This window comes from Litorimonas sp. RW-G-Af-16, from assembly GCF_048319245.1.
In the GTDB taxonomy this organism is placed as follows: domain Bacteria; phylum Pseudomonadota; class Alphaproteobacteria; order Caulobacterales; family Maricaulaceae; genus Litorimonas.
Genome location: NZ_CP166993.1, coordinates 414575 through 436809 on the forward strand (window position 1 = coordinate 414575; position 22235 = coordinate 436809).

The window sequence follows — 22235 nt, forward strand, 5'->3', positions numbered from 1 at the left end:
CCGACTGTATGGATAATAAAAAGGGCGATACGTGACCTCCATTCTCCAATTCTCAGATATTCATTTTGGCGTCGAAGATAAAAATGCCATGGCCGCCGTACGCGATTACGCCAAGACGCTTTCGCCCGACCTCGCTCTTATCTGCGGAGATATTACGCAAAGTGGAAAGATCGAAGAATTCAAGGCGGCACGGGATTGGATCGAACAATTTGACGCGCCAAAGATCGTGACACCTGGCAATCACGACACGCCAATGTTTGGTATTTTACACCGTATCTTTGATCCCTTTGGACGTTATAATAAATTTATCGCGCCCTTGGGTGAAACGATGTTCGTAGACGAAAATATTGCACTCATGCCCTATAACACAGCACGAGGCGTACAGGCTAAACTGGATTGGTCGCTCGGTGTCGTTGACCTCTCGGACTTGGCTGCAAAGGTCTCGCATCTCAAAGCGAAAAATCCGTCTGTTTTAAAAATGATCGCGGTGCATCACCCGCTCATCTATCCTCCCGTATCGCCGCTTATCAAAGAAACGAAGCGCGGGGAGGCTGCCGTGAAATTACTTAGCGATGCCAATATTGACGGCGTGCTAAGCGGGCATGTCCACGCGCCTTTCGTTGTAGAACGGGAGCCGGGGCAGACGGAATTGCTATCTATCGGGTCTGGCACACTATCAACACGTCAACGCGGGAAGCCTGCCAGCTTTAATCATATTGAAATCGACAGCCGTGACATCCGCGTCACAGCAATTAATTGGACGGGCGACAAATTCGAGCGCGCAGAGGCTTGGACAAAATCTCGCGTCGATTTAAGGCGGACCGCGTAATGGCAAAATTTCAAAACCCAGCTGTCGTAATAAATGCCGCATCGGGCAGCACCACGAACATTAGCGAAGAGATATTCGAATTCTTTGCGGATCGCCATGCTGTCAATGCAACCTGCCATTATGTCGACCCGCAAGATTTGGACAGCACGCTAGATATGGTCTTGGACGAAGGCGCAGACTTGCTGGTGACGTTTGGCGGCGACGGAACATCTTTGGCTGCAGCGCACAGGGCAGGGACAAAAAACATTCCCATCGTCCCGTTACCAGGCGGCACGATGAACATTCTGCCCAAAGCGCTTTACGGGTCAGAGGACTGGCCCGAAGTGTTGGACTTAGCGCTGTCGCAAGACACGCCGCGTTGGATACCGGCGGGGCGTCTAAATGAGCAGACTTTTCTTGTGGCTGCGATGATCGGCACAGTTGTTCGGGTCGGCGTAACGCGGGAATTAATGCGAGAAGGCGCCATTTTACAAGCCACAACGAATATGGTCGAAACGCTACGCGACGTAGGACCAGATGAGGGATTTCTCTACCGTTTGGACGGCGCGGTCACGCCACTGGCCGCTAATATGCTTCAAGTGACTTGCCCCTTTATGAGCGCCTATAGCGATGATCCAGAGGCGTTCGAAATTGCGGCCGTCAATATTATGTCTTATGCCGACCTACCTGCCTTAGGTTTGACCGCGCTTATGGATGAATGGCGGGACAATAAATCCGTAGAATCGCAAATGGCGCGCAAAGTCGAGGTTATAGGTGAGGGGGACATTGAAGTCCTACTCGATGGGGAATATCGAACGCTACAATTCCCGCTCTCAATTTCTCTCAATCGCAAGGGTGCCTATATCTTATGCCCCGCACCCAAACAGCAATTTAGTCAAGATACGGATTAATCAGAACTGTTATAGAGACTGGAGGTGAGGATGGGATTCGAACCCACGGTAGGCTACTAACCTACACACGCTTTCCAAGCGTGCGCCTTAAACCACTCGGCCACCTCACCTCGGTATGCCTTAGCAGCGGGCTATATAACGGCTCAAGCGCAAAGCGCCACCGTTTTTTGCGCTAAAATGGTAGCCTCCCTTGCGGAAATCATCTGGTGCCTCGTCTTGACCCTCACCCGTTGAGTGCTTATCTGACCCTTATGACAATACGCCCGATTTTAACTGTCCCGAATCCGATCTTGCGAGAGATTTCGAAGCCTGTTGACGCTGTTACGGACGAGACACGCAAGCTGATGGATGATATGCTGGAGACCATGTATGCCGCGCCGGGTATTGGCTTGGCCGCGATCCAGATTGGTGTGCCGTTGCAAGTCATCGTCATGGATTTGGCGCGTGACGGTGAACCGCCGCAGGTCAAGTACTTTGTCAATCCTGAAATCCTCGAAGACGTAGAAGACGAAGTGCCCTATGACGAAGGCTGCCTCTCTGTGCCTGATGTCTACGAGACGATTGACCGCCCTGAGCGCGTGAAGATCACCTATCTGGATTACAATGGTGAGCGCGTAACCGAATGGGCGGAAGGGCTTTACGCCGTCTGTATCCAACACGAGATGGATCATTTGAAGGGTGTTGTATTCATCGACTATCTCTCCCGCCTCAAACGTGACCGCGCCGTGAAAAAAGTGGTCAAAGCCGAGAAGCTGAAAGCGGCAGGCTAATGCGCAGTATCATCGCTGCTATCCTCATCTCATGCCAAATAGCGTTGACACAGGCATGGATCATCTGGCCCAAAATTTATCCTTTTATGCTAATGGGGCCTTATGACCTTGGCCTTTGTAAAGGAATTATCGGCTAGCCCATGACCCTGTCTGTTGTCTTTATGGGCACGCCTGAATTCGCGGTGCCGAGCCTTGCGGAATTGCTGGCGAGTGGGCATCAGGTTTTGCGCGTCTACACGCAGCCGCCTCGGCGGGCAGGGCGCGGCAAGCACCTCACCAAATCTCCCGTGCATCAATTTGCAGAGATTATGGGCCTCGACGTTCACACGCCAGAGAGTTTCCGCAAACCTTCCGTCATCGATGATCTGGAAGCACTAGGAGCAGATGTGGCGTGTGTTGTGGCCTATGGTCAAATCCTGCCGCAGCGCGCACTCGAGGCCACGAAATACGGATGCCTCAACTTGCATGCTTCGCTGCTGCCACGGTGGCGCGGCGCAGCTCCCGTGCAACGCGCTATTATGGCGGGCGACGCACAGACAGGTGTGCAAATTCAACAGATGGAAAAGGGCCTCGATACAGGAGACATTCTGCTGTCCGAGACTGTCGACATTCGCGCGGACGACACAGCGGGCGCGTTGTTTGAGCGGCTTTCGGGTATTGGCGCAGGCATGTGGCCACGCTGTCTGGCGGCGCTGGAACGCGGCAGCTTGACCCCGCAACCACAAGTCGGAGAGGCGACCTACGCGCATAAAATCGACAAGTCTGAAGCGCGAATTGACTGGACAAAGCCTGCGACAGACCTTGACTGCCTCATTCGCGGTCTATCGCCCTTTCCAGGCGCGTGGTGCGAGATTGACGGGAAACGCGTTAAGGTCCACCTCGCCAAGGTTGAGGCCGCCAGCGGGGCGCCTGGCGAAGTCCTAGACGACGCTCTGCTGATCGCATGCGGCGAAGACAGCCTCCGCCTAATCAATGTCCAACCCGCCGGCAAAAGCCAAATGAGCGCCGAAGACTTTGCGCGCGGCGCGGATGTGGCGGTTGGTAAATTACTAATTTAGGAGTTTCCAATGGCACTAGAACGTGAAGATATTCAGTATAAAGGCCATCGCATAATCGCGAATAAAACGGGTGCTGTGATTTACCCTCAAAAACATAGCCTTACCTCTGACGATAAAGAAATGGCTTTATTAAAAGCAAAAGCTTGGGTTGATGCGGAACAGAAGCGCCGATCACAACAGCGGCGATTGTCTCATATTGGAACCCAAGAAGAATACGTGGCGGCATTAAAGGCGATGAATTTATCAGACAAAAAACGCGCAATGTTAGTGGCCCATAAAAATGCGCCAGAAAGGCGTCTATCCGCAGAACAGCTTGCCCATGCAGCAGGGTGGGCAAATCACTCAACGGCTAATTTGCATTACGGGAATTTAGCTCATGACATTGCTTTTTACATAGGTCTCGTGGCGACAAAGAAAGATAGGTCGGCATCAACCTATGCTTTGGGCGAATATGATGAAAGCACATCTGAGTGGATCATGCATGAGGAAGTCGCCAACGCGCTCGAAACGCTCAACATAACCTAATGCCCCGCTACAAACTCACCATTGAATATGACGGTGCGCCTTATCAGGGGTGGCAATGGCAGGATCACGGGCCGTCTGTGCAGGGTGTGCTGGAGGCGGCTGGCGCGAAGTTAAATAAGGGCGAACCTGTTGTGGTCTACGGCTCCGGTCGCACGGATAGTGGTGTGCATGCGCTGGCCCAGATCGCGCATATGGATTTGGCGGCAGAAATTCGCGAGGACAAGCTGCGCGACGCGATGAATTTCCATATGGTGAAACATGCCGTAACGGTTCTTAAAGCCGAAATTATGCCCGATGAGTGGCATGCGCGGTTTGATGCGACAGAGCGTGAATATCTTTACCGCTTGATTGATCGGCGGATGAAGTTGTCGCTAGATCGCGGGCGGGTCTGGCGAATTCCTGTGAAGCTAGACGCTGACGCGATGCATGATGCGGCGCAAATCATGATCGGGAAGCATGACTTCTCAACCTTCCGCGACACGCAATGCCAAGCCAAATCCCCCATCAAGACGCTTGACGAAATAACAGTCTTGCGTGCGGGGGTCGAGGTGCATTGTCATTTCCGAGCCCGCAGTTTTCTGCACAAACAAGTCCGCTCTATTGTCGGTAGCTTGGTCGAAGTTGGCATGGGAAAATGGGACGCAGAAGATATGCAAGCGGCGCTTGAGGCAAGAGATCGGACGCAGTGCGGGCCAGTGGCGCCGCCTGACGGGCTTTACCTGACCAAAGTCAGCTATTGATCTGTTGAATACCCAGCATTAGCAGGGTTAGCCCCACGGCCACAATCACGCAGCCGATCAAAATCGCGGCCCCCCAATTTAGCCCTACAACCTTTTGCAACAAGCGTATATCAATCGCCAGCAGGCCGAGGTAAGCCGCGAAGGCAACACCATTAGCGACCATGAACGGCAGAGGGGTCAGCAGAGTGAGGCCGAACATTATCCCAACGACAAGGCTCAGAAAAAACACGGCCCAATGACGCGTAATGACCCAAGCACGGAAGCGATCTTGCGCGTCAAATACCATCGCCAAAACCAGTGCCATGATTGGAAAACTCAGTAGGAATATGGCTGCGATGGCAATAAATGAAGGTACATGCGGCGGGACGAAACTTACGCCCAACATCTGCGCGCGCGTCTGGCCTATCGCGTAGGCAATTAAATAAAGTGGCGGTAGGGAGAGGGCGAGAGCAATAAAACTCGCGCGTATGCCGCCGCGGGATAAGTCGAAATAACTCTCCCAGTTTGGCCAATTACCAACTACGGCAAACAGACCCAAAAAATGTCGCGCAGGATTCATAGCTTTGCTTTAATCCGCGCGACAATCAGAGGGCAAGGAAAACTCGCCGAATATTAGGCGGGGTTAGCGCGTTCTAATTTGGGTTCGGGCAGTTGGCAGACAATGCCCGTTGGGCCGTGCATGCAATACCCTTGCGGGTTCTTTGCGAGGTATTGTTGGTGCTGATCCTCGCCCGCATAATAGGTCGGCGCTTCGCCGATTTCTGTCGTGATCGTCTTGCCATATGCGGCTTCGTATCGTGCGACAGCATCTTTCGTCGCAGCCATTTGTGCGTCGGTATAAGTGAAAATTGCACTGCGATATTGTGGGCCCATATCATTGCCTTGGCGGTCGCCTTGGGTCGGATCATGGTTTTCAAAAAACACCTTGAGGATTTCCTCAACGCTAATGACTTTGGGATCATAGACGACATGCACCATCTCGGCATGCCCCATACGCCCTGTACAAGATTTTGGATAATCGACATCTGTCGTATGACCACCAGAATAGCCAACAGACGTCACCCAAACGCCGTCTAGCTTCCACAAGATGCGCTCTGCGCCCCAAAAACAGCCCATGCCAAGCTGGATTTGCTCAGACCCTTCGGGGAAGTCTTTGAACATTTCACGGCCGTTCACATAATGTGTCGTGTTGCGGCAAAGGTTGTTTACAATCGTCATGGCGGTGCCTCTATGTTTTGTGACCGAAGCTAGATGAGCGCGGTCAATCGTTTTGCCAGCATGTCACCCATAGCATGTGCTGACGCCTCGCAAGAGATATGGTCTTGGCGCAGCTCGATTGCAAGGTGACGCAATCTGAGTGGGGCAATATGCCTATCAACGGTATAGTTCAGATCATAGGCCGAATAAGGCAAGTTCATCCCGACATTTAACTGGGGCGAATTGCGCTGGACAGTGTCGCGAAAGGCTTCTGCCGTTGGGACGTCGTGGCGAACGAGCAAGCCGATATCAGTGGGTCGAACCTCGCCTGTTATGGGCTGCGGCGTGAAGCTGTGGAGGGAGATCACAAGCGGGTTGTCATCTCGCCGCACAGCTTTGGATAGCGCTTCGTGATACGGCACGTGGAAGCGCTCTATGCGGTTTTGACGCTCTGCTGCTGTCAGTTTTTGATTGCTCGGAATGATCATACCGTCGCTCATTTCTGGGATCAAGCCAGCTGCGTCAGGGTCGCGATTATAATCAATGACAAGGCGCGAGATATTCGCCAACTGCCCGCCGCACCCGAAATGAGCACAGAGCTGCCGAATGATCGTCTCTGTCCCAATATCCCACGCTATGTGGCGGGTCAGGTCGTCCCCTGATAAGCCGAGATTATTATATTCGCGAGGGATGTGGCAGCTTGCATGGTCGCCAAAGATAAAGAGCGGGACGTCGGTGGTCGCAGCTATCGTGGTATAGGCTGTCATTCAGCGTGGGCTTCTAACCAAGCGGGGAGATCGCTAGTGGTGTAATCCACCCAATCGGCGCGTGTTGTGGTGCCTGCGGGGCGGGTGATTTCTGGCTCGTCCGACCAGTCTTCCTCAGACGTGACTAAGACAGTGGCCATGCCCATATATTTGGGGACTTCCAAATTGCGGACGCTATCTTCAAAGAAAATCGCGGCTTTCGGATCGACATCGAAAATATCACAAAATTTAATGAAAGGACTGCGCTTGGGCTTTGGCACGTAATCCCCGTCTTCAATACCAAAACTACCGTCGAACAGATCAAAGAGATTGAGATGCGTTGCGACATTTCTGGCATGGCCTTTAGAGCCATTGGTGAAGATGTATTTCTTCCCTGGTAGCGACTGAATCAAGCTGCGCAGTTTCGGATCGGGATCAAGCATGTGTAGATCAACGTCATGCACGTAATCGAGGAACTCTGCGGGGTCCATGCCGTGAACTGCCATCATGCCAGACAGCGACGTGCCGTATTCTGCCAAATACTCTTTTTGCAGCATCCGTGCATTTTGGGGCTGCAATGCCAGATAGCGGCTAATGTAATTCGTAATTTTCTTATCAATCTGACCAAAAAAATCAGCGTCTGCACGGTAGAGCGTATTATCAAGATCAAAGATCCAGTGACGGATGTGGGAGAGAGACATAGGGGAGGGTTTCCTAGCGGCGAAGGCCAGCGGCGCCAATTTCTGCAAAATCTGCATCATTTAGCGTGATTTTCACACCGTCTTCTTCTGTAGGCACGGGACGGAAATTCGCGACTGTATAGCCGCCCTCTGCACAAAACTCGCGACCCAGAGCGGAGAAGCGCGATTCGGCGATACAAAACTGTGCGGGTGTGGCGGAGATTGAGCGCAAGCGTTTATCGGCTTTCACCTCGCGCGGGTTTTCGGGATCAATGTTTTCTTGCAGCGCGTAGATATGGGCTTCTGTTCCGTCGAGCGGTTTGGTGAACATGTGCGTGCAGCTCTCAGGCTCGACGTCCCACCAGCCGCGGGACTGCCAAGAGCCGTCCTCGCGAATGGCGATCGCGCTCCAGATTTTGGAGGTGCCGTCATTGCAAAGCTCGATACCTACCGCCTTGATGCTCTCTTGCGCTGCATCGCGCAGTGCATTTATCAAGGCCTCGCCATCGACGTTTTTATCTAGTTCTGCGTCTTTTTTAAATTCAGCTAAGGATTTGGACGTCCGCCGTCCAGGTAGGCCGTCAATCTTGGTCACCTGATAACCTGCATCGCGCAGCAGACGCTGGATTGCTGCGGTCTCCGCCTTACCGCCATATTCTGCGGGTTCAATTAGAGTTGTGCGGCTTTCCGATGGGCGCACGGCTAAATAAAGCTGCGTCTCCAAATTATTGAGCGCACATTCGTCCGTCGCTTTGGCTTCAAAAGGATCAGGACTTGCGCATAATTCAACTGTGCCTTTCCATTCGCGAATCCCGCCGCGATGCAGCGGCAGGCTCTCGGCATAGAGAAAGCGCGGTGCGTTGGGGTCGGTATACATCTCTGTCAGGCACGCGCCTGGATTAACGTCTTTCCAGCCGCGCAGGATGACTTCGCCGTTCTCTGACATGCCGTGAGCGGTGCGCAGGATAAAAGAGGTCTCGTTACAAATATCCCAGCGATATTCACTCGTCGGCTCTGGTGTGGGCGCGGTCAGGAGGTCAGCTGCGTCTTGGGCGTTGGCAGGTTTTGTCATAGCAAAGGCGCATAACAAAGTTAGGGAGAGCAACATTGGGGGGATATGAAGCCAAATGCGTGTCATCGGATAAGCGTGCCCGCGCCTTCATCTGTAAATAGTTCGACCAGCAAGCCGTGGGCGCGGCGGCCGTCCAATATCACGACAGCTTCTACACCTGCCTCAACAGCATGGATCGCTGTTCCAAGTTTGGGGATCATGCCGCCTTTGGCCACGCCACTCTTGATGAGAGCCTTCGCGTCTTTGGTCGATAGGTCAGTCAGCAATAGGCCGTCATTATCCATCACCCCGGCGACATCTGTCATCAAGATCAATCGCGATGCGCCCAACGCACCCGCTAGCACACCCGCAGCCGTGTCGGCATTGATATTATAACCCGCGCCGTCTTCCCCTGCGCTGATAGGAGAAATGACGGGAATGAAATTAGCGTCTGTGTGCGTTAGCGTATCAATGACCGCGGTGTTGACCGCAATAGGCTCGCCCGTAAAGCCGAGATCAGGATTAACCGCTTTGGCCGTAATCAACCGTGCGTCGCGGCCCGAAATACCCACCGCGCTGCCGCCTGCTTGGTTGATCGCGGAGACGAGAGATTTGTTGATCGCGCCCGACAGCACCATTTCTGCAACGCCGACAGTTTCCATATCCGACACACGAAGGCCGTCTTTGAATTCGGTTTTAATTTGTAAGCGTTCCAGCATAGAGCCGATTTGCGGCCCGCCGCCATGGACGATGATCGGCTTTAATCCGCACTGGCGCAGCATCACAATATCGCGCGCAAAATCCGCTGTCAGCTCTGGGCTGCCCATAGCATGCCCGCCGAATTTAATGATGATGGTTTTATCCGCGTGACGTTGAATAAAGGGCAGGGCTTCGGACAGAATTTGTGCGCTGGTCCAGCCTGATTCGTTTTGACGACGTTTTTGCATGATAAGGCTTTAGCCAATCATGCGGGCAGCGCCAAGGTGGCAATTTCAGCTCTCAGCTCATCCAAGCCATCTTTTTTCTCGGATGACGTCGAAATGATCGCTGGGAAGGCGGCTCGGGCGCTTTGAAATAGATGTCAGCGTCTTGGCTTCGACCTTAGCGAGTTCGCCTTTTTTCAGCTTATCCACCTTGGTCAGAACGAGCTGATAGGTCACGGCGGCTTCGTCGAGCATATCCATCAGTTCAAAATCATTTGGTTTCAGCCCGTGACGGCTATCGATCAGCACAAACACACGACGCAGCTCTGCACGGCCGCGCAGAAAAGCCCGCGTCAGGGTCGTCCATTTTGCAATATCGACCTTGGACGCGCGGGCATAGCCGTAGCCCGGCAAATCCACAATGTGCATGCGACCATCGACGTTAAAGTAGTTCAGCTCACGCGTGCGGCCTGGCGTGTTCGATGCGCGGGCGAGGCCGTTGCGATTGGTCAAGGCATTGATCAGCGAAGACTTGCCAACATTAGACCGTCCTGCAAAGCAAATCTCTGGCAGACGCGCAGTTGGCAGATCATTCATCGTCGTGACCGACAGCATGAACGTGACGTCCCGCGCGAACAAAAGCCGCCCATCTTCCAGAGCGGCTTTGGTATATTTCGGCTCTTGCTCCAAGGCTATGTGCCCTCGGGTTCAGGTTTGCCTGTGATCTTGCGAATGAATTTATCGATCGGCGTATCGACCTTAAATTTCCGCGTGATGTAATATTGCTGGGCGAAGGACAGAATGTTGTTCCACACCCAGTAGATCAAGAGACCTGTCGCGAATGGCGCCAGCACGAACATGAAAATCCACGGCATATATTTCATCATCTTGGCCATCATCTCGGCTTGCTCGCCGCCGCCTGCTGTCGGCTGTGGCGTTAGCGTGTACATCAGCGCCATAGAGATACCATACATGATCGCCAGCGGGCCAATCGCGATAAGTGACATCCAACCCATTGGCACAGCGTCCCAAGGGAACAGCCCAAATCCGTTGAGAATTGAGAGCGGATCTTTCGCAGACAGGTCACGGATATACCCAAAGAATGGCTCGTGACGCAGATCAATGTCGATAAACACAGATTTATAAAGCGCGAAGAAGACAAACATCGTCGGAATAATAGGTAGACAGCCCGCCGCAGGATTGACGCCTTCTTTTTTATAAAGCGCCATCATCTCTTGCTGCAGCTTCATGCGATCATCTTTATAGCGTGTTTGAATTTTCTTCAGCGCAGGCTGAACCTTTTTCATCTTCGCTTGGCTCTCATATTGCTTGTTAAACAGCGGGAACAGCAGGATTTTAATAATCAGGGTCAGCGCCAAAATACCGACGCCGTAATTGCCCAGTGTCTCGCCAAGCCAAGACAGCGCAAAACTGATCGGGCGGACGAGGATTTTAAGGAAGCCCCAGTCAATCGCCAAGTCAATCTGTTGAATCCCGCGCTCTTCTTTATAGGTTTTCAAAACACCGCGCTCTTTCGCGCCAATATACATATGTCCAACCGACTCGACACTCGCGCCCGCTGTCAGGATCAGGGGGTCAGTTGTGTAGGATGTCTCGTAGACAGATTGATCATTGATCGTCTTGAAATCATATGACGCTGTGATTGTTTTGCCTTGCGGCGCAATCGCGCCCTGCAACCAATATTTATCCGTCAGGCCAACCCAGCCGCCTTCGCCTTTGGCTGTCCAATTCCCTTTTTTCGATAGACCTTTATATTTCATATCGTGATATTTTTGATCTACGACAGAGATCGGGCCTTCTTGGATAACGAAGAAATTTTCTAGCTCATCTGGCAGTTCGTGCTGACGGGACACACCTGTGCGGACAATCGCAGCTTCGCGACTGCCTGTATTGGTGAGTGTGTCTGTCAGCGTGATCAGAAATTTATCGTCGATAGACACGACGCGTCGTATTTCGACATCACCGACATTGGTCTGCAATGTGATGGGGGAGGTGGGCGTCAGTGTGTCGCCTGACACGACTTGCCACGGCGTATCTGTGCCAATGCCGCCAAGTGAGCCAACCCAATTATCCATGATATAGGCAGAGCGCTCTGCACCTTCTGGCACGAGCAGCGTGACAATGCCGTCAGCAGGGTCAAGCGTTCTGTCATATTCTTTCAGCGAAATATCATCGAGGCGCATGCCCACCGTCTGGAATGAGCCTGTCAGGGCTGGCGTTTCGATGTTGATACGCTGCCCTTCGCCCGATGTTTCTTGCAGCAATTCTTCACGTGGTTTGATTTTAATCGGCAGAATTTCAGGTTCTATCGACGGGGTCTGATCCATCCGAGCGATTTCGTTTTGTGCATCAATCCGTGCGCGTTCCGCTGTCGGCTCCCCAATAAAAAACCAATAGCCCATCAGGACGATCGCGGAGAGCGCCATGGCTAGTATAAAATTCTTTTGATCATCCATGGTATTAGGTCTTTATTGGTTTAGAATTCTTAGGTGGGCTTGCCAGCGTTATGAGGGCTTTTTGCGTATCGTCAAGGAGGTCTTGCCAGTCTCTTGTGGGTGTGATGTCGCGAGCGATGAAGACGTAGTCATGTCCTGTGAGGCCCAATTCAGGGAGATAGGCGCGGGCTAGCTCTCTGAGGCGGCGTTTGGCTTTGTTGCGCGTGACCGCATTTCCAATCTTTTTGGTGGCCGTAAAGCCAACGCGGATGCCAGTGTGGTCGGGGTTTTCGCGCATCTGAATGACGATGCCGCCCTGTGCGCGATAACGCCCGTCTCTGACATACAAAAACTCGGACCGCTTCTTCAGCGACCCGAGTGCTATTTTTGTGCTAGTCACAGCGGCATGCCGCAGCGAGGTTTGCCCTAAGCGGACAGAACCTTGCGGCCTTTGGCGCGACGACGGGCCAGAACTTGGCGGCCAGATTTCGTGGCCATACGCGCACGGAAGCCGTGACGGCGGGCGCGAACTAGGTTTGAAGGCTGAAATGTACGTTTCATCTTAGTCTCTATTGCATTACTGGCGGGAGGTTTCCTGCCATATGTGTCTCAAGAGGCGCGAATTATGGAAGATTGAGGCTAAAGTCAAGCGCTGCACTCGCCTATTTCGCACAATTATGTGATAGAGCGTGAGCGAGAGTTTTGCAGCTTTCGGCGCAACGATGCGTTAGGCCGCTGCAAGATTAAAAAGGACGCTTATGTTAAAAGTGATTATTCTCAGCACCGCAACGGTATTTGGCAGCACAAACGCGCTTGCGTGCCCTGACAAGCCGCTTCCGCAAACCGTGCTAGCGCCGCAAGTGCAGCAAGTGGCGGAGGTTGCGCGTGATGCACCCCTTTTGAACCCGCCAGTGCGTGATCCTAATCCAGTTTTGGATATTCCAGAGGTCGTGTCTGATCCCATATTCACGGAACCTCCAAATGCGCCAGCTATGCCTGCTCTCTCAAAGCCTGACTTCACGCAAACGGCACAAGCGAACCCAGCGCCGACCACCGAACCAAAGACCGAAATAAAGACCGAACCAAAGAAAGAGCCTAATATGGCCAAAGCTAAATCACCCGCCAATGCCTATGAAGCTGTTTTGAAATCCCGCCTAAAGCCTGGCGCAAATGGCCTGATGGTTTTTGACTACGACGCCGCGAAAGCGGCAGGTGATTTGGACACTATCAGCGCTTATGTTACGTATTTAGAGAGCCAAGACCCGACGGCCATGAGCGATCTAGAAGCCACGGCTTTCTGGGCAAATCTTTACAATGCTGTGACACTCCGCGTGGTACTGGAAAATTATCCCGTCAGCTCAATTAAGAAAATCGGCGGCGGTCTGTTTAGCAGTGGCCCTTGGAAGAAAGAGATCATCACCGTTAATGGCCGCGCAATGAGCCTTGATAACGTCGAACACGACACGCTGCGCCAGCAATATCCGTCGCCTTATATTCACTACATGGTCAACTGCGCCTCTATCGGCTGTCCTAATTTGCCGTCAGAGCTTTGGCGCGCAGAAACGCTGGAAACGAAACGCATTGAGGCCGCCCGCGCCTATATCAACTCCCTCCGCGGTGTGAAAGTCAGTGGCGGTAAGCTGACTATCTCCTCCATCTATGACTGGTTCCAAGAAGATTTTGGCGGCAGTAAAGACGGCGTGATAGCGCATATCCGAGAACATGCAGACGCGGAACTGGCGGGCATTATTGATGACGGCGCAAAAATCTCTGGCTATGATTATGATTGGAAACTCAATGCCCCAAAATAGTGAAATTGCAGGCGAGATTGATGCGCCCAAAAGCGCGTTAAAGCGTTTCCTGCCTCTCGGTTTAGCTCTGATTGCGCTGGCAATATTCTTTGCGCTAGGTGGCCCAAAATATGTGAGCCTTGAGAGTCTGAAAGAGAACCGCGCCGCAATGTCCGCATTTGTGCAAGACAATTTCGTCGTCTCCGTTCTCGGCTTTATTGCGCTCTATGCTGTCCTCGTCGCGATTAGTTTTCCAGGCGCAAGCCTCCTCTCTATATTTGGTGGATTTCTGTTCGGCACAGTTGTGGGCGGCTCCGCCATTACCGTGGGGGCAACGATTGGCGCGATCGGGATTTTCCTCGCCGCCCGCTACGCCATCGGGGATATGCTCTCGAAAAAAGCGGGCCCTTATATGAAGAAGTTCGAGGCGGGCCTCAAGGAGAACGAATTGTCATATCTCTTTATCCTACGCCTCATCCCAGCTTTCCCATTTTTCATCGTCAACATTGTGCCAGCCCTGTTTAACGTGAAGCTCCGCAACTATGCTTTGGCGACGTTTTTTGGAATAATTCCTGGCTGCTTTGTCTATGCATCTGTCGGTGCAGGGGCCGGCGCAATTTTGGATCAAGGCGGTGATTTAAAGCTTAGCGGGCTCATGACGCAGCCGAAAATTCTGCTCCCGATTTTAGGGCTAATCGTCCTGTCATTACTGCCTGTTCTGTATAAAAAATTCTTTAAAAAAGAGACCGTATAATATGCCCAAAACTTCTTACGACGTCGATATTTGCATCATCGGCGCAGGCTCAGCGGGACTGTCCATTGCATCAGGCGCCGCACAGCTCGGCCGCTCCGTTGTCCTCTACGAGGCGGGCGAAATGGGCGGCGACTGCCTCAATGCTGGCTGCGTGCCGTCCAAAGCCATTCTCAAGGCAGGCAAGATCGCCCATTCTCATACCGTCGGCGCAGAATTTGGGATCAAGCCAGCCAAGGTTGACGTCGATTTCGACAAAGTCAAAGCCCACATCCAAGGCGTCATAGAGACGATTGCCCCCGTTGACAGTCAAGAACGATTTGAAGGTTTGGGCTGCACAGTCATTCGCGAATTCGCTCGGTTTAAAGACGAACGTACCATTGTGTCAGACAGCGCCGAAGTCCGCGCGAAACGCTTTGTGATCTGCACGGGGTCTCGTGCCTCCGCGCCACCGATTCCAGGGCTGTCAGATGTCGATTATTTGACCAATGAAGAGATTTTCACCGTCGATAAATTACCAAAACATCTCCTCATCATCGGCGCAGGGCCGATCGGCCTAGAGATGGGGCAGACGTTTCGCCGTTTAGGATCAGACGTCACAATCGTCGATATAGCCCCTCCGCTGGGACGAAATGAACCTGAACATGCTGCAGTCCTAGTTGAAGCACTCAAAGATGAAGGCGTCACTTTTTACGCTCCCGCGCGCACGAAAATAATCCGCAAAACCAAAACAGGCGTCGAGATCGAACTCGAATCAGGCGCGGTTCTCAAAGGTTCACATTTACTGGTGGCCGCAGGGCGAAAACCCATCGTGGATGATCTTGGCTTGGATAAGGCGGGCGTGAATTACGACAAGCGCGGGATCGAGACGGATGATACGCTGCGTACATCTAACAAGCGCATCTATGCCGCTGGCGACGTTGTGAAAGGCATGGGCGGGCTGACCCACGCCGCAGGCTTTCATGCCGGACAGATCATCAAGAATTTCTATTTTATGCCGCCTGTTATCGGGGGGATGTTCTCTAAGGCGACAACCAACCGCATGCCCGCTGCGATCTATACCGAGCCAGAGCTTGCCAATATTGGCATGAGCGAGGCGGAGGCTAAAGAAAAGGCGCTGGATTATAAAGTCCTGCACTTTGAATTTGACGAAAATGATCGCGCGATTGCGGAAAGATCGACCCATGGCGGGGTGAAATTAATTGTCGGCAAAGATAAGAGGTTGCTCGGCGGCTCTGTCGTCGGAGAGCATGCAGGCGAGATTATTCACATGCTAAGTATTGCCATGAGTAACGGCATTAAGATCGCAGGATTGGCGCAGATTATCTCGCCCTATCCAACCCGATCAGAAGTCGTCAAACGCGCCGCAAGTTCCTATTATACCGAAACAGTCTTTAGCGATAAAACGCGCAAATTAGCGGGCTTCTGGACGAAGTTCCACTAGGCATAGCCGCGACCTCGCATTAAGCAAAATTATGATCGACCGCTTCATTTCAAAACGCCTATCCAGCAAGTTGCTCTTGCTGACGATTGGTTTTGTGTTGCTGGCCGAGCTGTTTCTCTTTGTGCCAAGTGCCGCGATTTTTCGTCAAGACTGGCTGGCTGAGCGGGCGCAGCAGGCGGGACTGCTCTCCGAAGCTCTAACAGGTGTACCGGGTTATGAGGCGTCTGACATGCTGACCAAGCGATTTATGGAAGATACGGACGTTGTCATGATGGCGGCAAAACGAGACGGCATGACGGAATTGGTTCTGGGCAGTCCGCCAACAGATGTGGCAGGCGAAATGCGCTTTGTTGATCTGCGTGAAAAACAACGACTGCCAAGGTTTCGAGATGCTTTCATAGACTTTTTTGGTCCAGCGAAAGGTTACATCCGCGTGTTGGCGGCCAGTCCCGTGGAGGGCCAAGAGGCGTTGGAATTAATTATTCCGCGCGAAAAATTACGCTGGGCAATGCGCGACTTTTTCGAGCGTATATTGCTACTGTCTTTGTTGATCGCTTTCATAACAGGTGCCTTAATTTATTTCTCTATGGCGGCCCTTATTATTAGGCCCGTGCAAAAACTCGCGAATGACATGACAGCCTTTCGTGATGCTCCGCAGCTTCGTCGAAACCTCAATAACCCACGTTTTCGCCAAGACGAGATTGGGCAATTAGAGCGTGAATTTTTTGATATGAAACAATCACTTCGGGCTGCGTTTCGACAACGTGAACGCTTGGCGGGGCTGGGGTTGGCTGTCGCAAAAATCAATCATGACCTGCGCAATGTCCTGACATCCGCCCTGTTGATTTCTGACCGCCTAAGCATGAACACAGACCCAAAAGTCAAAGATATGGGGGAGAAACTGACGCGTACAGTAGAGCGCGGCGTTAGCTTATCCGAAGACGTCTTGGCATATTCTCGCGCCGACACGGCTGATCCAGAACCGCAACATGTTCGACTCTCATTCTTGCTCGGCGAAGTGGCCGCAGATGTGCTGGAGCAATTCCCATTTGTGGACTTCGCGAACCAAGTCCCGTCAGAATTAACCGCTTTCGCGGACCCTGACCATGCCTACCGCATTTTCCACAACCTGTTTCGCAATGCCGCTCAAGCGATGAAGGATAGCCGCGAACGGCAAATTACAGTCGCGGCTGATACGACGGAAGAACGGGTTATGGTCACGTTGACAGATACCGGCCCCGGCCTTCCGGAGCGGGCGCGGGAAAATTTATTTCAAGCTTTTAAAGGCGGGCAGGGCGTCGGCAGCACGGGCCTGGGTTTGTCAATATCCAAAGAACTGGCCGAGGCGCAAGGCGGCGACTTGGAGTTAATTAAATCCGATGAAAACGGCACGCAATTTATGGTCACTTTCCCGCGAACGGGATAGCAGCCAGCGCAGTCAACTAACCAGTCTCATTCAGACGCAACCAGTCCCGCTGCGGCAGTCCGTATAGCTGATCGAGAAATTCCATTTGCAACCCAATCGGGCGCGTATGCGGGCTGTTCCACATCATCGCGATGCCCGCTTTGCGGTCTGGATCAAATAGCATCAGCGCGCGATAGCCCTCGACACCCCCGCGATGCCCAACGACCTTGTGCCCGTGATAATCATAAGTGCGGAAGCCGAGGCCGTAATGTGCGTTTTGCAAATCCCTAAACCGACGATTGAGAAATCTTTGTTCACGCAGAGTTTTGACTTTCGGTGTTTGTATGGCCGTGAGGCGCGCCTCAGGAAAGATGGTTTCGCCAGGCATTTGCGCGATCATCCATTTCGCTAAATCTTTGACAGAGGAGTTGACCCCCGCCGCCGCTGGCACGCGGTAGTAATTCGGTTTAATGCGGTTTATGCGGTCCCCAAAGCGCGAATGTGGCCGCGCCCAGTTTTTCGAACCGACCAAACCTTCATAGGTCAAGCTCGCACTCTCCATGCCAAGCGGGTCAAAAATGCGCTGCTTGACTACGGTCTTATAAGGCAGTTTTGCTTTCCCTTCGATCACCTCGGTCATCGCGTCATAGGCAACATTTTGATAGGTGTGACACGTGCCTGGTGGACAAATATATCCAAGGGCGCCCAGGTCTTTACGAGAGCGACTGGCTGACCGTCCACCTTCAATTTTCCCGTCATAAGCATTTCGAGTCAGTCCGACTTGGTGCGTTAGCAAATGCCCAAGTTTGACTGGGGTTTCCGTGGGCGGTAAGTGCAATGACGGTGCCAAGGGTTCAGCGGCGTCATTCAAGCTGATCTCGCCGTCTTCGACAAATGACAGGAGTGCGTGTGCTGCCACACCTTTGGAGACCGACGCCCAACGAAAAATTGTATCTTCAGTGACTGTCATACCGCTATCGCGCAGTCGCTCGCCATAGCCTTTGGCGAAAACTATTTCGCCGTTCTCGACAATCGCAATAGACATGCCCGTCATTTCAAGCTGTCCCATTAGCAAGCTTGCACGGCGATCAATCTCTGCGGTGTTGATACGAACAGGGGCGCTCGGCACGGCCATATCAGGCATTGCACGATCATTCGCAGTCGCGCTCAACGGCGAGTAGGACAGGCAAAAAGCCGCCAATATTGCAAGACATGTGCGCATAGGGACATGGCAAAGCAAATCAGAGGTGATTTGTAAAGTTGGTAGACGCAGTTGACGCATTAAATTCCTCTCACGTGCCAGCCATCCAAATTAACAAAATAATTCCAAAGCCAACCCGATATAGCATGAAGGGCAACATGCCGAGGCGGCTGACGAATTTCATAAAGAAAGCAATGGTGGCATAGGCAACCAAAAAGGAGAGACCTGCCACGACGATCCCTTGGGTGAGGCTTCCTGCGCCGCCCTCTGTTGTCGCAAGTTTAAGCATCGCATATGCGCCGCCCACGCCTATAATCGGCAAGCTCATCAGCATTGAAAATCTTGCCGCTTCCACGCGGGTTAGGCCAAGTCCAAGCGCTGCTGTCATCGTAATGCCGCTGCGTGATGTGCCGGGGATCAAAGCGAGGCATTGCGCAAGGCCAATCGTGAACGCGCCTTTCCATGAAAGCTCTTCGGTTGTCTTGACCCGCTTGCCCCAAATATCGGCCAGCCACAGCACAATCCCAAAAACGATAAAGGTCGTGGCGATAATCCATGGGGAACGCAGTGCGTCTGCAAAGCCACCCAATTCCAAAAACGCGCCAAAGGCGATTGCGGGCGGTGTTGCGACGATCAGGTTCAGGGCCAAGGCAGAATTTGTGTTCAGTTTGCGCTGCAACAGATCAACAAAGCCACGCAGGATGCGCCCGACATCTTGGCGGAAATAGGCAATGACAGCGAATAGCGTTCCGAAATGCGCCATCAGGTCGATCATCGCGCCTTGATCTTCCCAGCCAAAAATCTGCGCGGGCAAAATCAAATGCGCGGAACTGCTAATCGGCAGAAACTCCGTTAGTCCCTGTATGATCGCCAGCAAAATGAGATGTAACCAATCCATACTGCTATGCTAAGGCGGGAATGTTACGGCTTTCTTATGACGCAGCGGGATTTAACGCCCTTTTTTCTACAGATTTTTTGTAAAAAACGAACAACGTAAATCCGCACAAGATAACAAAGCCTCCTATGCCAACGACGCCCCGCCAGGGTAAGTCTATGGAAGATTGGATTGCGAGCCCTAATGCGGCTGCGCCGTTGGTTGCACCATGCAAAATACAGGCGCCCCAAACTGAGCCTGACTTCTCTCGAATATATGAAAAAATTGGGCTGTAGAGCAGGCAGAATGCTGTAAAAAGAATTGGCCCGAAAACTGGCATGTCTGGGTAATTATGCCCCATCGCGATTACAGGGGCATGCCAAATACCCCAAAAAAGCCCCGTCCAAAGGGTTACATACCAAAAACCCTTTGGCCGCATTTCGTGCCAGAGCCAACCGCGCCATCCCAGCTCCTCAGAGAGCATAAAGGGAATGTTTAGTAACGGTGCGAGGATCAAGAACTGCCCGATTAAAATGAGATTGCCATAGGGCATAGTGGTCAGCATATTTCCCACATCAACGCCCGACTCTTTCAAGATTGCGCTATATCCGATGACGGGTTGAACTGCGCTGATGTCGCTGAATAAAAAAGCTAAGGCTGTGGAACCCATGACCAAAATTATCCCGATGAGGTAAGCGAGGAAAAGCCACCGGTTAAACCGCAATCTCAACCCGAGTGCCGCAATCCTGTTTCCTGCATTAAAACGCCAAGCACAGATGAGTGCGCCAATAGCTGGGCCACACATGTAGAGGAACGTGAGCCCACCTTTGAGGGCTGATTTATTTTCAGGAAGAAAATAGAGACCTGTGGCGACAGCCCAAGAAAATCCAAAACTTACTAATAAAAACAATATTATACGTGAATTCATAATTTTTATTTTTATCCATTTATGACAAATTGTCGCATCTTGCAATCTGCGTTATCTTTCAGTATAGCACGCGCTAAGAACACGGCAAAATACCGAACATCCAAAATGTGAGTGGAAAAGACATGTCTAGCAAGATGCTGCAATTCGTCGATACCGAGCGGGATATGCCCAAAAAACGGGAGTCCCAAGAGCGGAAAGACGACTTCCTCGAAATCTATGGCGATTACATTGACGTCAAAGCTGAGGAGCAGGCTTCGCGGTGTAGCCAGTGCGGCGTCCCGTTCTGTCAAAACCACTGTCCGCTTCAGAACAATATTCCTGATTGGTTAAAACTGACAGCAGAGGGCCGCGTGGAGGAGGCGTATCGTGTGTCTGCGGCGACGAATAATATGCCAGAAATCTGCGGACGGATTTGCCCGCAAGACCGCCTTTGCGAGGGCTCTTGTGTGATCGAACAATCGGGGCACGGCACAGTTACGATTGGCTCTGTTGAGCGCTACCTCACGGATACAGCATGGAAAAAAGGCTGGGTCGAGCCGATTGCGCCGCGCCGTGAACGCGCTGGGTCTGTTGGTATTATTGGCGCTGGGCCTGCGGGTCTCGCGGCGGCGGAAGAACTGCGTCTGCAAGGGTGGCAAGTGACTGTTTATGACCGTCATGACCGCGCGGGCGGATTGCTGATCTATGGTATCCCGAACTTCAAACTGGACAAAGAAATTGTGCAGCGTCGGATCAAACGCCTCGAAGATGGCGGCATTGAATTTGTGCTGAACTGTGATGTCGGCGCGGACATAACATTCGCGAAATTACGCGAAAAGCATCAAGCCGTGCTGATTGCAACAGGTGTTTATAAAGCGCGTGATTTGGACTGCCCTGGCTCTGGCGCTGACGGAGTCACGGCTGCACTTCCATTCCTGATCGATAGTAACCGGCGCGGGCTGGGCGACACAGTCAAATCAGAAACAGCCGAAGGCAAAGATGTAGTCGTCATCGGCGGCGGAGATACGGCCATGGATTGCGTGCGGACAGCTGTGCGCCAAGGTGCAAAATCCGTGACCTGCCTCTACCGTCGAGACCACGCCAACATGCCAGGTTCCCGCCGCGAAACGGCTAATGCGCAAGAAGAAGGCGTGACGTTTGAATGGCTCGCCGCGCCGAAGTCTATTCATGATGATGGCGGTAAAGCTTCCGCCGTGCGGGCCGATAAAATGCGCTTGGGCAAAAAAGAAGCGTCTGGCCGCCAAAGTGTTGAGGCGATCCCGGATGGTGATTTTGATGTTAAAGCTGACTTGGTCATCAAGGCGCTCGGCTTCTCGCCAGAAAACATGAAAGATTTGTCGCCAGAATTGACGGTGACACGTTGGGGTACACTGCGGGTCAATCCTCTGACGTTTGAGACGAATTTGCCCGGCGTCTACGCAGCAGGCGATATTGCACGCGGGGCCAGCCTTGTGGTCTGGGCCATCAGAGAAGGCCGCGACGCCGCTGCGCACATGCACGGCTATCTCCGCGCGCTCGAAAAAGCCGATCAAAAAGTCGCGGCGGAGTAAAGCGTGGCCGCCTTAAACGGAAAATGCTTGTGCGGAGGAGTCAGCTTTACAGTCGCGGCGCCAACGCATTTGGATAGCTGTCATTGCGCGGACTGTCGACGCTGGAGCGGTGGACCAAATATCAGCCTCGATTTTTCCGCAGTCGATTTCAAAAGCGATAAAACTCTAGCGTGGTTTCAGAATTCAGACTGGGCCGAGCGAGGGTTCTGCAAAACATGTGGCAGCAGCTTGTTTTACCGATTGATCGAAGATCATAGTAAGATGACTGTTTGCGCGGGTGCTGTCGATGGCATTTCCGACGACGTCAAAATCACCAAAGAATTTTTTATTGAACAAAAACCTGCATTTTACGACTTCGCAGGGGAACGAGAGCGTTTAACGGGCGCGGAAGTATTTGCGCTCTACAGCGCGGAAGAGGACAGCTAAG

General features: G+C 52.5%; 24 protein-coding genes, 1 tRNA gene and 1 pseudogene. 12 read left to right on the forward strand and 14 right to left on the reverse strand.

Features of this window, described 5'->3' with window-relative positions:
- The first annotated feature begins 31 nt into the window (after positions 1–31).
- The gene (locus AB8615_RS01970; RefSeq protein WP_409433274.1) at positions 32–829 is read left to right on the forward strand and encodes a metallophosphoesterase family protein; all 798 of its coding nucleotides are present in this window, start codon (positions 32–34) and stop codon (positions 827–829) included.
- Positions 829–1719 carry a diacylglycerol/lipid kinase family protein gene (locus AB8615_RS01975; RefSeq protein ID WP_409433275.1) on the forward strand — a complete coding sequence of 297 codons (891 nt, stop codon included), beginning with the start codon at positions 829–831 and terminating at the stop codon, positions 1717–1719. The genes AB8615_RS01970 and AB8615_RS01975 overlap by 1 nt, the downstream gene beginning before the upstream one ends.
- A gap of 19 nt (positions 1720–1738) precedes the next feature.
- Here the strand turns inward: AB8615_RS01975 and AB8615_RS01980 are convergent.
- Positions 1739–1829: transfer RNA gene (locus tag AB8615_RS01980), tRNA-Ser, on the reverse strand.
- A gap of 141 nt (positions 1830–1970) precedes the next feature.
- Between AB8615_RS01980 and def the strand changes: the two genes are divergently transcribed.
- The 4 genes from def (at position 1971) to truA (ending at position 4812) form a co-directional block, all read left to right on the forward strand.
- Complete coding sequence (gene def, locus AB8615_RS01985; RefSeq protein WP_409433276.1) at positions 1971–2489, forward strand: peptide deformylase; 519 nt, start codon at positions 1971–1973, stop codon at positions 2487–2489.
- A 140-nt stretch (positions 2490–2629) separates the two neighbouring features.
- A complete protein-coding gene (fmt, locus tag AB8615_RS01990; RefSeq protein ID WP_409433277.1) occupies positions 2630–3547 on the forward strand; it encodes a methionyl-tRNA formyltransferase in 918 nt (305 codons plus the stop codon).
- 75 nt (positions 3548–3622) lie between these two features.
- On the forward strand, positions 3623–4072 hold the full coding sequence (locus AB8615_RS01995) for a hypothetical protein (RefSeq protein ID WP_409433278.1): 450 nt from the start codon (positions 3623–3625) through the stop codon (positions 4070–4072).
- Entirely contained in the window at positions 4072–4812 is a 741-nt protein-coding gene (gene truA / locus AB8615_RS02000) for a tRNA pseudouridine(38-40) synthase TruA (RefSeq protein WP_418152558.1), read from the forward strand. Before AB8615_RS01995 ends, truA begins: the two co-directional genes overlap by 1 nt.
- Here truA and AB8615_RS02005 read toward each other — a convergent pair.
- The 10 genes and pseudogenes from AB8615_RS02005 to rpmH form a co-directional block, all read right to left on the reverse strand.
- The gene (locus tag AB8615_RS02005) at positions 4802–5371 is read right to left on the reverse strand and encodes a hypothetical protein (protein ID WP_409433280.1); all 570 of its coding nucleotides are present in this window, start codon (positions 5369–5371) and stop codon (positions 4802–4804) included. The two genes, truA and AB8615_RS02005, sit on opposite strands and share 11 nt — an antisense overlap.
- 53 nt (positions 5372–5424) lie before the next feature.
- Positions 5425–6030 (reverse strand): peptide-methionine (S)-S-oxide reductase MsrA, encoded by a 606-nt coding sequence (gene msrA, locus AB8615_RS02010; RefSeq protein WP_418152559.1) that lies wholly within the window; start codon positions 6028–6030, stop codon positions 5425–5427.
- 29 nt (positions 6031–6059) lie between these two features.
- Positions 6060–6776, reverse strand: a complete 717-nt coding sequence (locus AB8615_RS02015; protein WP_418152560.1) for an N-formylglutamate amidohydrolase — start codon at positions 6774–6776, stop codon at positions 6060–6062.
- The gene (locus AB8615_RS02020) at positions 6773–7456 is read right to left on the reverse strand and encodes a pyrimidine 5'-nucleotidase (protein WP_409433283.1); all 684 of its coding nucleotides are present in this window, start codon (positions 7454–7456) and stop codon (positions 6773–6775) included. Before AB8615_RS02020 ends, AB8615_RS02015 begins: the two co-directional genes overlap by 4 nt.
- A gap of 13 nt (positions 7457–7469) precedes the next feature.
- Positions 7470–8507, reverse strand: coding sequence for a DUF1036 domain-containing protein (locus tag AB8615_RS02025; protein ID WP_409433284.1), 1038 nt, complete (start codon positions 8505–8507; stop codon positions 7470–7472).
- Between the two features lie 62 nt (positions 8508–8569).
- Positions 8570–9433, reverse strand: coding sequence for an acetylglutamate kinase (gene argB / locus AB8615_RS02030; RefSeq protein ID WP_409433285.1), 864 nt, complete (start codon positions 9431–9433; stop codon positions 8570–8572).
- A gap of 17 nt (positions 9434–9450) precedes the next feature.
- Positions 9451–10024 (reverse strand): annotated as a pseudogene (gene yihA, locus AB8615_RS02035) (ribosome biogenesis GTP-binding protein YihA/YsxC).
- Positions 10025–10101: 77 nt separating this feature from the next.
- A complete protein-coding gene (gene yidC, locus AB8615_RS02040; RefSeq protein WP_409433286.1) occupies positions 10102–11886 on the reverse strand; it encodes a membrane protein insertase YidC in 1785 nt (594 codons plus the stop codon).
- A gap of 4 nt (positions 11887–11890) precedes the next feature.
- Positions 11891–12265, reverse strand: coding sequence for a ribonuclease P protein component (gene rnpA, locus AB8615_RS02045; RefSeq protein WP_409433287.1), 375 nt, complete (start codon positions 12263–12265; stop codon positions 11891–11893).
- A 26-nt stretch (positions 12266–12291) separates the two neighbouring features.
- A complete protein-coding gene (gene rpmH, locus AB8615_RS02050; RefSeq protein ID WP_409433288.1) occupies positions 12292–12426 on the reverse strand; it encodes a 50S ribosomal protein L34 in 135 nt (44 codons plus the stop codon).
- A 197-nt stretch (positions 12427–12623) separates the two neighbouring features.
- On the opposite strand from rpmH, the gene AB8615_RS02055 reads away from it, so the two are divergent.
- The 4 genes from AB8615_RS02055 to AB8615_RS02070 are packed head-to-tail and all read left to right on the forward strand — an operon-like array spanning position 12624 to position 17276.
- Positions 12624–13676, forward strand: a complete 1053-nt coding sequence (locus AB8615_RS02055) for a DUF547 domain-containing protein (RefSeq protein ID WP_409433289.1) — start codon at positions 12624–12626, stop codon at positions 13674–13676.
- Positions 13663–14409, forward strand: a complete 747-nt coding sequence (locus AB8615_RS02060) for a TVP38/TMEM64 family protein (protein ID WP_409433290.1) — start codon at positions 13663–13665, stop codon at positions 14407–14409. Before AB8615_RS02055 ends, AB8615_RS02060 begins: the two co-directional genes overlap by 14 nt.
- Position 14410: 1 nt before the next feature.
- Positions 14411–15850 carry a dihydrolipoyl dehydrogenase family protein gene (locus AB8615_RS02065; RefSeq protein ID WP_418152561.1) on the forward strand — a complete coding sequence of 480 codons (1440 nt, stop codon included), beginning with the start codon at positions 14411–14413 and terminating at the stop codon, positions 15848–15850.
- A gap of 31 nt (positions 15851–15881) precedes the next feature.
- Positions 15882–17276 (forward strand): sensor histidine kinase, encoded by a 1395-nt coding sequence (locus AB8615_RS02070; protein ID WP_409433292.1) that lies wholly within the window; start codon positions 15882–15884, stop codon positions 17274–17276.
- A gap of 16 nt (positions 17277–17292) precedes the next feature.
- Here the strand turns inward: AB8615_RS02070 and AB8615_RS02075 are convergent, their stop codons facing one another.
- From AB8615_RS02075 to AB8615_RS02085, 3 genes are read right to left on the reverse strand one after another with little or no spacing between them, the layout of a single operon-like run.
- A complete protein-coding gene (locus AB8615_RS02075; protein ID WP_409433293.1) occupies positions 17293–18537 on the reverse strand; it encodes a serine hydrolase domain-containing protein in 1245 nt (414 codons plus the stop codon).
- A gap of 10 nt (positions 18538–18547) precedes the next feature.
- Complete coding sequence (locus AB8615_RS02080; protein WP_409433294.1) at positions 18548–19354, reverse strand: undecaprenyl-diphosphate phosphatase; 807 nt, start codon at positions 19352–19354, stop codon at positions 18548–18550.
- Positions 19355–19388: 34 nt separating this feature from the next.
- Positions 19389–20303, reverse strand: a complete 915-nt coding sequence (locus AB8615_RS02085) for a CPBP family intramembrane glutamic endopeptidase (protein WP_409433295.1) — start codon at positions 20301–20303, stop codon at positions 19389–19391.
- A gap of 77 nt (positions 20304–20380) precedes the next feature.
- Between AB8615_RS02085 and AB8615_RS02090 the strand changes: the two genes are divergently transcribed.
- Together AB8615_RS02090 and AB8615_RS02095 are read left to right on the forward strand one after the other, a co-directional pair.
- Complete coding sequence (locus AB8615_RS02090; protein WP_409433296.1) at positions 20381–21808, forward strand: NAD(P)-dependent oxidoreductase; 1428 nt, start codon at positions 20381–20383, stop codon at positions 21806–21808.
- Between the two features lie 3 nt (positions 21809–21811).
- Positions 21812–22234 (forward strand): GFA family protein, encoded by a 423-nt coding sequence (locus AB8615_RS02095; protein ID WP_409433297.1) that lies wholly within the window; start codon positions 21812–21814, stop codon positions 22232–22234.
- Position 22235: the final 1 nt, after the last annotated feature.